At 60.4% G+C, this 13,711-nt stretch carries 9 protein-coding genes; 4 read left to right on the top strand and 5 right to left on the bottom strand.

Annotated elements, in window-relative coordinates; genetic code table 11:
* Positions 1 to 402: 402 nt before the first annotated feature.
* A complete protein-coding gene (locus AKN84_RS32945; RefSeq protein ID WP_050424632.1) occupies positions 403 to 1,785 on the top strand; it encodes a hypothetical protein in 1,383 nt (460 codons plus the stop codon).
* Between the two features lie 561 nt (positions 1,786 to 2,346).
* Here the strand turns inward: AKN84_RS32945 and AKN84_RS32940 are convergent.
* A complete protein-coding gene (locus tag AKN84_RS32940; RefSeq protein WP_050424631.1) occupies positions 2,347 to 2,880 on the bottom strand; it encodes a hypothetical protein in 534 nt (177 codons plus the stop codon).
* A gap of 1,488 nt (positions 2,881 to 4,368) precedes the next feature.
* Here AKN84_RS32940 and AKN84_RS32935 point away from each other — a divergent pair.
* Genes AKN84_RS32935 through AKN84_RS32925 form a run of 3 tightly spaced genes read left to right on the top strand, consistent with a single transcriptional unit; the run spans position 4,369 to position 6,643 of the window.
* Positions 4,369 to 5,688, top strand: a complete 1,320-nt coding sequence (locus AKN84_RS32935; RefSeq protein ID WP_157863370.1) for a pilus assembly protein TadG-related protein — start codon at positions 4,369 to 4,371, stop codon at positions 5,686 to 5,688.
* Positions 5,622 to 6,263 carry a TadE/TadG family type IV pilus assembly protein gene (locus AKN84_RS32930; RefSeq protein WP_157863369.1) on the top strand — a complete coding sequence of 214 codons (642 nt, stop codon included), beginning with the start codon at positions 5,622 to 5,624 and terminating at the stop codon, positions 6,261 to 6,263. The genes AKN84_RS32935 and AKN84_RS32930 overlap by 67 nt, the downstream gene beginning before the upstream one ends.
* Positions 6,264 to 6,277: 14 nt before the next feature.
* Complete coding sequence (locus tag AKN84_RS32925) at positions 6,278 to 6,643, top strand: TadE/TadG family type IV pilus assembly protein (RefSeq protein ID WP_157863368.1); 366 nt, start codon at positions 6,278 to 6,280, stop codon at positions 6,641 to 6,643.
* Between the two features lie 511 nt (positions 6,644 to 7,154).
* Here AKN84_RS32925 and AKN84_RS46320 read toward each other — a convergent pair.
* The 4 genes from AKN84_RS46320 to AKN84_RS46315 all read right to left on the bottom strand — a co-directional run bounded on the left by AKN84_RS46320 (position 7,155) and on the right by AKN84_RS46315 (position 13,701).
* Positions 7,155 to 7,343, bottom strand: a complete 189-nt coding sequence (locus AKN84_RS46320; protein ID WP_128971357.1) for a hypothetical protein — start codon at positions 7,341 to 7,343, stop codon at positions 7,155 to 7,157.
* Positions 7,344 to 7,473: 130 nt separating this feature from the next.
* The gene (locus AKN84_RS32915) at positions 7,474 to 8,844 is read right to left on the bottom strand and encodes an HlyD family type I secretion periplasmic adaptor subunit (protein WP_050424626.1); all 1,371 of its coding nucleotides are present in this window, start codon (positions 8,842 to 8,844) and stop codon (positions 7,474 to 7,476) included.
* Positions 8,845 to 8,852: 8 nt separating this feature from the next.
* Positions 8,853 to 10,565 (bottom strand): type I secretion system permease/ATPase, encoded by a 1,713-nt coding sequence (locus AKN84_RS32910; RefSeq protein WP_050424676.1) that lies wholly within the window; start codon positions 10,563 to 10,565, stop codon positions 8,853 to 8,855.
* A gap of 217 nt (positions 10,566 to 10,782) precedes the next feature.
* Positions 10,783 to 13,701, bottom strand: coding sequence for a beta strand repeat-containing protein (locus tag AKN84_RS46315; protein ID WP_128971356.1), 2,919 nt, complete (start codon positions 13,699 to 13,701; stop codon positions 10,783 to 10,785).
* Between the last annotated feature and the right edge of the window lie 10 nt (positions 13,702 to 13,711).

Raw genomic sequence — 13,711 nt, 5'->3', positions numbered from 1 at the left:
GCACAGGCGTTAACCTGGCTGGTCTGCACGAGCGCCAGCGGTGACAACCGCTGACTCCGCTCAACTGACGCGGCGATAACGGAGGCTGAAAGAGCTCTGACGCAGTCACAGGGCGTCCGCCCGCATAAGCGGTGATCTGCTTTCGCACGGGAGTTAGCATTGATCCCAAAAATACGGATTTGACTCCTTCAGCCGCCTGAAAGCCGCCGCTGTGGCGGACGAGTTCGCCCTGCGGCCGCGGCGGCACAGCCTAGTAGGCGCCGCCCGCCGTGCTGCGGTCGGACTACCGCCAAAGACCCAAATGACTATTTCTTGAGGCCTTTCTTGGGGTGGAGTAGAATCCGCGCATTGGCTAAGTCCTTCTAAAAAATCGTGTAACCGCTTCGAATAGGCGTCTTTTACATGCGCCGCGCGATCGACACCGCTCCAAAGGATGGGACATTCGTCATTCTTGAGGATGACGTAAGCGGAAGCTTCGAATCTGCTCAGTGGTCGGCTGAGGGGCGCGGGTGGGTTCGGAAAAATGGCGAGCCAAGCGAGATCACGCCGACGCATTGGCAAATAATGCATCTTCCAGAGGAAGGTGATGAATTTATTCTGCAAGATGAATTCATTCCGCCAAAGGAAACCGGATCGATCGCCCCCCCGGCGTCGCCAGGGCCCCGCTCCTTTTGTTTCCCCTCGGGCCTGGCCGAACGCGCGAGGGTGAGGGAATTAACTCGTCTGGTTACGAACGCGGACCCTGTCGCTGGCGTCGGGGTCGAAGCGCAGGCCGCGCAGAGCAAACAGAAGCGCGGACCGACCGCGCGGCGCTGGTTTGCCATCTCCTCGATTGCCGCAGTGATGGTCGGGGCGCCGCTCATCGGCTGGTATTTCCACGCCGAGGTCGTCGCCTACGTGACGCGATACATTGGTGAGCAGCAAAACGTCAGGCCCGGCACAGCAGATGTGGCGGCCGTCAAGCAAGAGACCCAGGTCCCAAGCCAAGACCAGCAAAAGGCCGATTCATCGGCGCGGGATCCGGCCCTTCATCAGCAAGCCGACCGGGCGATCTCACAGGCACCGCAGGATGCTGCGCAGGGCAAGCAAGGTGTGGGGGCAATGCAGCCGGAAGCGCAACAATCTTCTGAAAAGGAGCGGCGCCGCGCAGAGGCTCTAGCAAGTGAACTGGCGAAGGCGCAGCAGATCATTGAGATGCAGGTAGTGCAGGCGAACAAGGCGCGCGATCAGGCGACGCAGCTCAATCAGGTCGCGGACAGCGCGATGGCGGAGCTGCGACAGTCTTTGAAGACGGAGCACGACAGGGCCGAGGCGCTGACTGGCGAGCTTGCGAGGGCACGGCGGGACCTCGAGGTGGCGCTGTCTAGCAAGGCCGGTGACGAAGCGATGCAGGTGAAGAAGGCCGCCAAGAGTACGACGGCAGAGCTGCGACAGTCTCTAGAGAAGGAGCGCGACCGGGTCGGGGCGCCGGAAGCGGCTGCGACAGAGCAGCCAGCGGTCGCTGAGGCGCAAGGCGGTCCGGAGGCGGCCAGGTTGCTGGCGCGCGCCAGCGCCCTGCTCGGCCAAGGGGATATCAGTGCAGCGCGGATCGTGCTCGAACACGCTCTTGAGACGGGTAGCGCGCAGGCGAGCTTCATGCTCGCGGAGACATATGATCCCCTCGTTCTTTCCACGTGGAAGACCTACGGAACACGCGGCGATGTGACGAAGGCGCGCGAGCTATATGCAAAGGCGCTTGCCGGCGGCATCCAGCAGGCAAAGGATCGATCTGTCGCATTGCATTAGCGGGGGACGATGGATCTTGTCGTTGTTCGAACGCTGGCTCGCTGAACGCACAGGAAAATCTGGTCTGTGGACTTGGTCGGAGATCTTTGTGATGCGCCTGCAAGAGCCTAATGAATTTTGGGATATCTACTTGAAATCTCTTATTCAGTTTTGCAATGAGCAGCGGTTTTCATCCGCCTGTTTCCGGCCGCATACGCGCCATTTGCAAAACCCCCAGGACGCCGCGAGCATGCCGTCATGACCGATCTCACCCGTCGACTCGACCCCGACCGCCAGGACTGCGGGCAGGTCTGGTACGGCGACATCCCTGCCGGCTCGATCGCGCGCGCTGTCGGCGCGCCGGGCAATACCGAGATGTGGCACTGGCGGCTTCTACCCCGGGCAGCCGACCGGGTGAATGCACCCGCGGTTCAGCGCGCGGCGTTCGGTGCCGAGTGGGATGCCTTCCTTAAATCCCGCACCGAGGCCGACTTCGCGGCTTGGCACCATCACAAGGCTTGGACCGCGGAGAAGTACCGCCGATTCGACCGCGGCGAGCGGATGGATCTGCGCTGGAACCCGTCAGCTGAAGAACAGGCTGAGCAGCGGTTGCAGCGAGAAGTGCGCGCTGATGTGTCCGACGATCGATGCCACAAGGCCGTGGCGCCAGTAGAGATAACCCCACAGCCATAGCGCGGCGCCATGCAGCGAGACCTCCCGGAGCCAGATCAGCGGCGCCCGATCGAGCGTAGCGAGATATCCAAGGTGTGCCGCCGGATAGAACACCAGCGCGCAGATAACGATCGCAGCCCAGTAGCACCACGGCTGCGGCCGTCCGGCGATCGCGGCCAGCAGCCAGACCACGGCTGACATCAGGATGAAGCGGTAGATCACTTCGTCGACAACTGCGCGCCACGCGAAGAAGCCGATCCGTTCGATCGTCGATAGGCTGGCGACCAGCTCAGCTTGGCCGGCCGGGACCACCGATCGAAACAGCGATGCATCGGCAACTGCCATATAGGCGCCGAACATGAGCCCGATGAAGCAAGCCATCGCGATTGGCCAGCGGCCGCCGTGCGACCGAACCTTTAGCCCGAGATCGCGCCACGCAGGCATGCGGGTTCCGGCGGTGGACGATGGTGCGCTAGATGATTGCAATGCCCGGTCTCCAGCGCTGGGGACCGTAGCTTGCCATCGGCTGCATCGCCAGAGTGCAACAGAGCCTGTGCACTGGAACGTTTTCCTGTTGCGCCATCGGCTGGTCGTGGCTACGAACCCGGTTCCTGCAACTTCTGATTGCTCCAAAAGTCCGATCCCGATGCGATACTCTCTGAACGCTAGCGAGGCGCGGCGTGAAATCCGTGCTGGCGAGATAAGGCAGCCCGGCGCAATTGCCGGCACAGGCCGGGCGGCTCCATGAATAACCGCTTGCAGCAGCGCAGGGTCGCTCCCCGCCGCCGCGGCCTACCTCCAAGGCGCAGACCTCGCGCGTGCCCGCACCGCTCGCGCGTTCCCCGTCACCGGCGGTGAGCGGTGATGCCTCCCTCACCAATCCGCAGTGGACGCTACTTCGAGCGATGGCCTGGTGGCGCGCCATGGGCCAATATAATGTCTCTCGCGCCCAGCTCGCCGTGGTCTACAAGTGGTCACCGGCATCGAGCAACGTCCGCGATCGGTTCTTCGGTTGCTAACTGCTGCATCACCGCTGGTGTCATGTTCCAACGCGACGGTCTTTGCGGGTCACGATGATCCACGAGGTAACTCGGAGGCTGATGGACTCGCAATGACAGCAGCAACGACGCATGACATGCGTTTTTCAACCTGGCTTCGCACCGCCTCAAAAGCACGTCGCAGCGTCGCCTCCGAGCCGGCCACAACCCTCCGGGTTGGATTGTCGCCATTGCGTGACCGCCGCCGGCGGCTTGCTCGCGTCGGCCGGCGCCGCTGGTAGCCTGCTGCGCTCTTCGTCGATGAGCCGGAAATGAAGCTTCTGAATCTGCACGTTTCGCTCGCGCAGGGTGTCCTTGCCTGAACCTGCCCTGCCAACGCCTTGCGCAGGGCATTCTTCCGATCGAGCAGTTCAGGAAACGGCAGCAGCGGCCGCACAAGATCGGTCGCCTTGATGGCGCAGGCCGCGCTCGCCACCGCCCGCGCGATCTGATCCAGAACACCGCTGCGACATTCCGAGCGCGCCGTTCAGGTTGCCCCCGTTGCCAGCTCGGACGCTGGCTCCGCCTCCTGCTCGATGGCCTGGCGAGCGGGCCCCAGCAACAGGCCAGCCGGATGCGGCACGAGAGTTGACCTTGATCCGTAAGACTACGGGGTCTAGCTAGCTGGTTTGAATCGCCTGAGAGCGGCCGCCTTTCCGCGGCCTACGACACTTCCGTCAACCCTTAGCTTTCCACCACGTCCGCGGGGATCGTAGTTCCCACGGAATTGAGGAAGATATTAGCAAACAAACCTGAATTCGCCTCAGATTTCTGAGTGCAATTGAAGAGCCGTTGCATCGCTTATTCCGGGAAAAATAGGCATTCTTTTAATGGATTTGTGTCACGGGTGAAGCATTGTTTTGTGCTTTCCGGTCCTCGTGAATGATCAATGAGGATGGTCGTGGCCGTTTGTTCGATGTTTTTTCATATCTGCCGCCTGCGCTCGGATCAGCGCGGCGCCATCAACGTGATCATGGGTGTCCTGCTCGTTCCTCGGATCGGAGCCCTAGGTATCGGCTTTGAGGTTTCGAACTGGTCCATGAGGACGCGCGGCATGCAAAACGCGGCCGATGCGGCCGCCCTCGCCGCTGCGACCAACAACGGCTCAAACTACGATGTCGAGGCCAAGGCGGTCGCGTCGCGATATGGATTTGTAGATGGTGTCGGCAACATCAGCGTCACCGTTTCCAACTCGGCAGCATGTCCGGGCGGCGGCAACACCTGCTATAGCGCGACCATTTCGGGGTATGTGCCGCTGTATTTGTCGCAGGTTGTCGGATACAGGGGTGACGCAACATTAAATGGTGGCCCAGCAAAGCAGATCGGCGCCGCATCGGTTGCAAAACGGCCGAGCACGCCGACGGACTTTTGCTTGCTGGCGCTTGGATCTCAAGGGATCCGGTCCAACGGCGCACCGAAGGCCGGCATGGCCTGCAACGCGATGTCGAATACGGGGTCGACATGCAACGGCGGCAATCTTGGGGCACCGATCGGCGCGGCACACAACACCAATAACGGCTGCGGGGTGACGCAGTATTCGAATGTGCCCGCGGTCTCCGATAGCTATGCCGCCCTCGCCAGCAAAATTCCACCCGATCCCTGCAGCTCCTATCCGCAGGAGCCAACCAAAAAGAAAGATCCGGCGTTACCGGCCAGCAACCAATGGTCCGGATCCCAATCGCTCGGCGGTACATTCGTGGTCTGTGGTGACCTCCAACTGACTGGAAACGTCTCCATCGACGCCCCGGCGGGGGCGGTGCTGGTCATCGAGAACGGTCAATTGGACACCAACGGCTACGCGTTTACGACGACCAAGGGTACCGGACTCACGGTGATCTTCTCCGGCGATAATTCGGGTTCGTACACCCATGGTCCCACCGGGGGAGGCACGCTCGACATCGCCGCACCGACATCCGGAACCTGGTCGGGCGTCGCCATCTATCAGGATCCGAAGCTGACCAGCGGCGTGGATATTTCGGCAGCCGGCAATAGCCCTGCATGGGACATCACCGGCCTCGTCTATCTGCCGAATTCGAGCGTCACGTTGAGCGGCGCCGTGAACAAGGCCGGGTTCGGAAAATCCTGCTTTGCGATGGTCGTCAAGGACATCACCGTGAACGGGACAGGGATGATCCTGCCGAATGGCGAATGTATCCCCGCGGGATTATCGATGCCCTCGACGACGATACCTGGCAGAGCGACGTTGGTCTTATGAAACCTGGGCTCCCGAGCTGGCTGAATTCGTCCCGCAAAGCTGCGTTGGGTTTCGCTCATCGGACGAAGGCAATCGCCGCCGACCAGCGCGGCGTCGCCGCGGTCGAATTCGGTCTTTTCGTGATCATCCTCGCGCTCGCGCTGGCGAACGTCACCGACGTATCGTTCTACATCTACCAGCGAATGCAGGTAGAGAACGCCACCCAGGCGGCCGGCCAAGCCGCCTGGAAGAGCTGCGACCCATCCCATCTGCCGGCAACGACGAATTGTCCCGGGCTATCAACGGCCATGCAGAATGCCCTGCAGAGCACGTCCCTGGGGACGCGCGTCTCGATGATCTCGGGGTCGCCGTCGGAGGGGTATTACTGCATCAATTCGTCGAACGCGCTGCAGTACGTCAGCGACGTCACGTCAAAGCCTGCTGATTGCTCTGCCACCGGCATGCCAACCTTGCAGCCTGGTGATTACATCGTTGTGCAAACAACGTTTACCTACACACCATTATTCCCGGGCCTCAGTATCGCCAGCGGTCTTCCGACTCCCCTCACCGGAACGGCAATGATCAGATTAGGCTAACCGTGCGAAAGCCCTTGAAAACTTTGCGGCTCGATCAAGGAGGAACGACAGCGGTCGAATTCGCTCTTATTGCGCCCATTCTGATCGCGCTCCTTGTCGGCACCATCACGCTGTGCGTCGGCCTCTTTCTGATTGGCAGCCTCCACTTTGCCGTAGAAGACGGCGCCAGGTGTGCATCAGTCAAAACCACCGTCTGCTCGGATGCCGCGACAACGATTGCCTACACCAAGAGCCGGTATTTCGGCCCAGATGTATCACCCACCTTCACCTATACCGCTGCTGCATGCGGCAATTCCGTCAGCGCGTCGGTCAACTATTCAATGAATGTGGGCTCCAGGACATTGGTGATTCCGCTCTCGGCGACGGCCTGCTTTCCCTGAGATTGAATCGTTCCGACGTCACCGGTTAGTATCTAACAAGCGCATGCTCCCGCTTGGACGCGTTGCGTCCGTGCGAGGCCGGGCCTACTCGCCTGAGCGGCGCCGGATGATGGCCCGCCCCGGCCTAATCTAGATTGCTCCGAATCCTCCAACCCTGGCGCGGACAGGCTGGAGCTGGTGCGTGTGTTGGCGCGGCGTGCGTTTCAAATGCGAAATGAGTGCCTGATCTGCCTCAGCATAGCCAGCGTCGCGTCGGTGTACCGACCATGCGTGAGACACTGATCTACTTGCGATGCTCCCAGCACCACCAATGCGGCTACCGCGAAGCCCTTGATCATAATGGGCCTCCCCTACGAAAGAGACCGCCAACCGGGCTGTCAGAGTTTCACACCGTATCGAACCTTCGCTGTCGCTGATCGCGACCTACCTACAATAGCGAATGCTGGCCGAAAACGGTAACCAGAGTCTTAAGGCGAGCGTAGAGCAGAACGCGCTCCTCAACGTAGCTGTCTCATCGAACCCGACTGGCCAGCTTGCGCCAGTGGTAGCCACGCTTTTCGACGTCCTCCCGAATTCCTTCGCTCACCGATCGCACGGTGCGCTTCTTTTTGCGCCAGTTTCCGCCTAACTTCGAAGGGATGGGAAGTCCATGCCGGATCACCAGCAGATCGTTTTTCCCGCCCAAGTATACGTCATACATGAGAGCGCCCTGTTGCAGGGAGCAGCATAGACCTGCACAGCAGCCTTATTGGTGACGCGGGTGCAACAGCGACTTCAAAACAATTGGTCGCCAGCGAACCAGACCGGCCTCAACGGAATCGGTCCATGATTCACTTCTGCCGGAACGCGTGATTGAACGACATCACGAGCGGCCCCACGATGTAATCAAACGCGGTTCGCTGGACCGTTGGGATCATTACCGTTGCCGGCATTCCCGGATAAAGGTGGATGTTGGGCATGCCAGCCAGTTCGGTCTGGTCGATCCGAACGAACGCCGTATAGTACGGGTTGTTGGTTTTGGGATCCGTCAAGCGGTCCGCGGAGACCAGAATGACGTCGCCATGAATGATGGGAACGATGCGCTGTTTGTAGGCCGTTAGGTGGACTTCGGCGCGCGTATTCGGATGCACGTCGCTGATATCTTCGACCGCCACCTGCGCCTCGATTGTCAACGAATCCTCATCGGGGACGATGTCCAGGATTTTATCGCCGCGCTGGATCACCCCGCCGACGGAGAACACATTGAGTCCGACCACGCGTCCGGTATAGGGAGCGCGAATTTCCATCCGGCTCAGCACAGCCTTGGCATTCATCGCCTTTGGGATGACCTCCAGGAGCTTGGCTTGCGTGTCGCGCAAGTCCTTTGTGACGTCGGTCATCCGGTCATTGTCGAATTGGGCGATCTGCTGCTCCTGCTCCGCAATCGCCTGGCGCGCCTTCGCGATGTTGGCGTTTGCATCGGCGATCTGGCCTTCGAGGCCGTACGCGGTCCGCTCGAGCTGTAGGATGCGCGGACGGGCGATCAATCCCCGATCGACGAGCGGTGCAATGTCTTTGGCCTCCTTGCGCACTGAGTCGATCTGATCGGTGAACGATTTTACCTGCGCTTCCGCGCCAACGATCTGGGACCCCAGCTGATTGATCTTTTCGCGGACGACGCTTCTTTGCCCTTCGAGCGATGCCCGACGGGTGTCAAACTGACTGAGCTGCCCGTTCCAGACGCTCTTGAAATAGGGATCGTCAGAGCGCGCCTTCAGATCCGGCGGCATGACAAGTTGGGAGCCGTGGTCAAGCTCGGTCAGCAGCCGGACTTCGGTAGCGCGTAGCACGGCATATTGCTGCGTCAGCACCTCATGCTCCGCGCGAGCCTGGGTCTCGTCGAGGACGATCAGCAAATCGCCTGCGAGCACCCTGTCGCCTTCCCTGACGTGCAATGCCTTGACGATACCGCCATCGAGGTGCTGGAGGCTCTTGCGGTTGCCATCGACCTTCACGACCGCATTGGCAACCACCGCCCCATTGAGCGGCGCGGTGACCGCCCAGGTGCCGAGGCCGAAAAAGAAAACCGCGATGATCAGCCAGCCAGCCAAAGCAATGTTGCGAATGGAATCGCTTGGCGTTCCATCCTTGTTGGCGGCTTCTGTACGCTGTGGAACCGCGCCGGCACGGATCGACAGGTCTGGAAGATCAAGCAATGACATGACGTCTCCTAGCCTGTCGCCCCTCGAACGGCCGGTACCGGCACGGGACGTGTTAGACGCGACAGGACTTCATGGCGTGCACCAAACATCTCGACGACGCCCTCACGCAACACCAGGACTTTGTCGACCACTCCGATCGTTGCGGGTCGATGCGAAATAATGACTACCGTCGTTCCACGCTTTTTGAGCTCCGTGATGCACTCTGCAAGCGCGGCGTCGCCTTCCGAATCGAGGTTCGAACTTGGCTCATCGAGCACAACGAGGCTCGGGTTGCCGTAAGCCGCACGAGCAAGGGCGATACGCTGGCGAATGCCTCCGGACAGGACCGCGCCACCCTCCCCGACCTGAGTGTCATAACCGTCGGGCAGCCGCAGGATCATGTCATGCACACCAGCCATCTTCGCCGCCGCAATAATCTCCCCGTCCGCTTTCCGATCGAACCGGCAGATATTGGCCGCGATGCTGTCGGCAAACAGCTCGATATCTTGCGGAAGGTAGCCAAGATGCTGGCCGAGCGACGACCTGATCCAGGTCGAAACGTCGGATCCGTCGAGGCGAACGGCCCCCGCCGACGGGGCCTGAACGCCAACGATATGGCGCGCCAGCGTGGATTTCCCAGCGCCCGAGGGGCCGATAATCCCAAGGACTTCACCCGCGGCAATCTGGAAGGTAACTCCCCGTAGAATAGGCTTCGATGTGCCAGGCGCGGCAAAGGACAGCGCTTCGACAGACAGGTGGCCTTCCGGTCGCGGCAGCGTCAGTTCTGATTGGCGCTGCGGATTCGCGGCCAACAGCTCCCGCACCCGCAAGAATGCCCCCCGGGCCGAGACGAGGCTGCGCCATGATCCGACGATCTGCTCGATCGGTTGCAACGCACGGCCAAGCAGAATGCTGGCGGCGAACATCGCACCGGCGGTGGTGAGCCGCTCGATCACGAGATAGGCGCCAACACCGAGAATCAAGGACTGCATCGAAAGCCGCAGGAACCGAATCATGCTCTGCATCGTCGCCGCGCGATCGCTCGCGGCGACCTGGCGCTCGATCATCCGGTCGCGGTCCCTGCTCCAGCGCTTCAAAAGGCCTGCGGTCATCCCCATTGCGCGCACCACTTCTGTGTTGCGCAGGCTCATCTCGGTGAAACCGTAATTTCGATTTGCCGCCTCGCCGGATTCGGAGAGCGGAGGTTTGACAATCCACTCATTGAGAAAGGCCATCAGCACCAGAATGATCGAGCATCCCAGCGCAAATGCCCCCAGGAGCGGGTGCAGAGCGAAAATCACCGCGATGTAGATCGGTGCCCACGGCAGATCGAAGATCGCATGAATTCCGGATCCGGTGATGAACTGGCGGAAAGTGTCAAAATCGCGCAACAGCTGGCTGCGCGCACCGCCGATTTTTGCCGAATGGTCGATGATGGCCGTCATCACCCGTGGCGCGATCCTCCGATCGAGGCGGATGCTGGTGCGCGCCAGGACGCGTGCGCGCACCGCATCGAGGCCTGCGAGCGCCATGAACGCCAGCAACAGCGCAAGCGTCAGCATGAGCAGGGTGATCTCACTGGCGCTCGAGATCACGCGGTCATAGACCTGCAGCATGTACAGCGGACCGGCCAAATAGAGCAGATTAATGGCCAGGCTGAACACGGCCGCAGTGACGAAATAGCCGTGGCAGGCTTGCAGCGACTGCCGGAATTCGTCCGCTTTTTTACGGGGAATACTCACGCGGAAATTGGCCGGAGCCACCTTCTAAACATGATCGCTGGCTGCCCCTGGGCAGCAGTCGACGGATTCAAATAAATCAATCATCCAATCCCCCCATTTAGCATGGCCAACGGCCGCGTTGATAGCCGCCGCCGGCGCAAATCCCGCAGGAGGGTAAACTTACGGGGCGGCTTCCCTCCAGACAGCTCTGGCCCACGAGCGAACGCGTTCACACCGTTCAGGCGATGTGGTGCGGGTCATACGTGATCACCGTGCCGTTCGTTGCGTCGGCCTTCTCAGCAAAGCCATTCGGATCGTATTGACCGAGCAGGACGATGTTGGCCGTATGAGCGCCATCCGCCACCGTTAGAGCGCCGCCGGTCCCCGCCTGGTTCTCGGTAAAGCTAACCGTGGTGCCAGCGCCGAAGCTGATGCCCTTGATGTCGATGTCGTCATTGCCATCGAGGCCGGCTACTGTGCCGGAGAAGTGGAACGCATCATCCAGGATCAAATGGCCGGCGGCGGTCGTGTCGAAGGTGACGCCTGCCGCCGAGGCTGACCCGAACTCGATCGTGCCGGCCCCGCTGATCAGCGCATTGCCGCTCCCGGTAACCTCGCCCTCCGCTGTGACCGTGCTGCCATTGGCCCAGATCAGGCCGCTGTTGGCCACTGCACTGGCGAGCACCAGCCCACCCGTACCGGTCGCCTCTAGCGTGCCGGCGTTGGTAATCACGTTGGCGCCGGTATCGATCACCAGGGCGTGGGTACCCGTGCCATCGATGATGCCTTCGTTGCTCAGCGTCAGCCTGCCCTGTCCGATCTGACCCGCACCCGAGATGACATTGTCGACGTTGTCGAACGTGACGTTCGAGGCCGTGCCGGCAATGACGTTGTGGTCATCGTCAGACAGGACTACCTGACCGCCGCCGTTGAGCGTGATGCCCGTCTGGATCAGCTGCAGCAGCGTGTCGTCGCCGGAGCCGTGAAGCTCGATTGTGCCGGTGTTGTGGATGATGCCGGACAACGGCAGCATCGCGCCATCGCCGATGGTAATTGCACCCGGATTCTCGACCGTCGGCGTCACGTCGAACTCGAAGTTCGTTGCGGTCAGGTCCGCCGCATGCACGCCATCGAGCGTGACTGTCTGGCCATCGGCAAGCGTGATCACAGCATTGCCACTGGCGTCATCAGTGGTGTGGGCCTGAACGTCCGCGAAGCTCTGCCAGCCGTAGCTGATCAGGTCGATCACGTCAGAGGATACTTCGAAGTTATGCACAACATCGTTGCCGATCGGCTGCGAGAACACGAAAGTGTCGTGACTGCTCGAACCAGTCAGATTGTCATCGCCAGACCACGCAAAGATCGGTGAGCCAGGCGCGTACGATTCGACGTTGTCCGCAATTGCCTTGGTGCTGGAGCTTCCGTCGAGATTGGTCCAGCTTTCGATCACGTTCAGCAATGCTGCACCAACGAAATTAGACGGCGGCATCATTTCGAGAGACGCCGGATCATTCGTTTGCACGGTCCAGCTACCGTCGGCGTTCTGCGTCCCGCTGCTTAGGCTCCAATCCGAAGCAGCGCCAGAAATGCTCAAGGTAATCGTGTCGCTTGGGGCCGCCGAAAGATTGGTCAGCGCCAAATTAATTGGGCTTCCGGCTAGGCCTGCTGGGTTGACGTGGTTATTTGAAATTAATGTCGTTAGACTGGTCCCTCCAGAGGTTAGCGTTACTCCCTGCAAATCGACTAAGATGTCGTTGGCACTATTTGGCGACGACCCAACTTGTTCATAGACGTATGTATGCGCCGTTCCGCCTATGGTCGCGGTGAAACCCACGGCTTTCGCAGCGCCGATGTTGTTATTCTCCAAATATTGAACCACAGCCGCGACGTCAGCAGTCGACGTGAGACTTACCGTGTGGGCCGAATTGAAAGTCTGATCCAGTACGTCGAAAGTAATAATACCGTTCGAAATGGCATCCGACTTAACCGTATTGCCCCCGATGGTAAGCGTCGAGTCAAGGCCGTTGAAACCGCTCGTATTCGCAACCGCAGCGACCGAACCCACCAGCGTTAGAGTGTCGTTGCTCGTTGAGAAGTTAGTGATGACATCATAACCGGAAACTGTTCCGTTATCTCCCGCCCCTCCAATAGTGCCCAAAGACTGCCCGTTGTTGATGATGTAAGTATTGGTGTTGCCGCCTCCAGTTAAGGTGTCTGCTCCTGAACCTCCAGTTATGGCGTTCGAAATGTTCCCCGTAGCTGCGTAAATGAAATCACTGCCGGAGCCGCCGGTGAGTGTCGCAGTAGCGGCGTTACCAGTCCCGTTTCCAGCTCCTGATCCCAGGCTATTCCCGCCATCCACGATGTACACGGGACCCGTAACAGCGCTTGCGTTGATAGCATCCGTCCCCTTGCTGCCAAGTTGCAGACCATAGACGATGGCCGGCGTGCTGCTCGCGCCGAGAGTGATAGTGTCGCTGCCATCAGTGCCTACCACGATGTGATAGGAAACCGTGGTCTGAGAGCTGTTCGTCGTATCAGTCGCGGTGACATTGAGCGTGATTACTATCCCACTGGTTGATCCGGTCACGTTGCTAGCGCTGAGTACACCAGCGGACGAGACCGAGAGAGTGCCTCCGCCGCCGCTTGCTGATCCTGAGTAGGTAAACGTATCGCCTGCTATTCCTCCTGTTTCGGTGAATGTACCGAGGTTTATTCCATTCAATTTGCCGCCGCTATCAATGTTGGCAAAGCTTGTGGGTAGTGCAAATCCTATCCCACTTGGTGCCTGACCGGTCACTGTAATGGCCGCAGTATGGTCCGTCGTCGCCGCGCTGGTGTTGCCGCCGACCGCAGCCGCCTCGGTTGAGGTCGCCGTGAAATGCAGCGTGTCGGCGCCCGCAAAATTGTGGTTCGGCGAGTAGGTAATGTTGTTGTTGGCCAGCGCCGCCTGGACGTTTGCCAGCGAGCCCGAGAAGCTGATGGTCGCGCCGCCGAAGCTGCCGGTCAGCCCGGTATGGGCGCCGCCCACCACCAGCGTGCCGTTGGCCACGCTCAGGTTCACCGTGAACGTGTCGGCATTGTCGATCGCGTTGTTGTCACCCGAGGCTAGGCTCAGCCCGGTCAGCCCGGCACCTACGTTCTCGGTCGTGGTCAACGCGGCTGCT

The organism is Bradyrhizobium tropiciagri (assembly GCF_001189845.1).
GTDB lineage: Bacteria > Pseudomonadota > Alphaproteobacteria > Rhizobiales > Xanthobacteraceae > Bradyrhizobium > Bradyrhizobium tropiciagri.
This window is presented reverse-complemented; position numbering and strand designations above follow the sequence as displayed.

Coding starts and splice junctions, on each gene's coding strand:
- AKN84_RS32945 (WP_050424632.1), top strand. CDS start 403: ATGCGCCGCGCGATCGACACCGCTCCAAAGGATGGGACATTCGTCATT.
- AKN84_RS32940 (WP_050424631.1), bottom strand. CDS start 2,880: ATGCCTGCGTGGCGCGATCTCGGGCTAAAGGTTCGGTCGCACGGCGGC.
- AKN84_RS32935 (WP_157863370.1), top strand. CDS start 4,369: ATGGTCGTGGCCGTTTGTTCGATGTTTTTTCATATCTGCCGCCTGCGC.
- AKN84_RS32930 (WP_157863369.1), top strand. CDS start 5,622: ATGTATCCCCGCGGGATTATCGATGCCCTCGACGACGATACCTGGCAG.
- AKN84_RS46320 (WP_128971357.1), bottom strand. CDS start 7,343: ATGTATGACGTATACTTGGGCGGGAAAAACGATCTGCTGGTGATCCGG.
- AKN84_RS32915 (WP_050424626.1), bottom strand. CDS start 8,844: ATGTCATTGCTTGATCTTCCAGACCTGTCGATCCGTGCCGGCGCGGTT.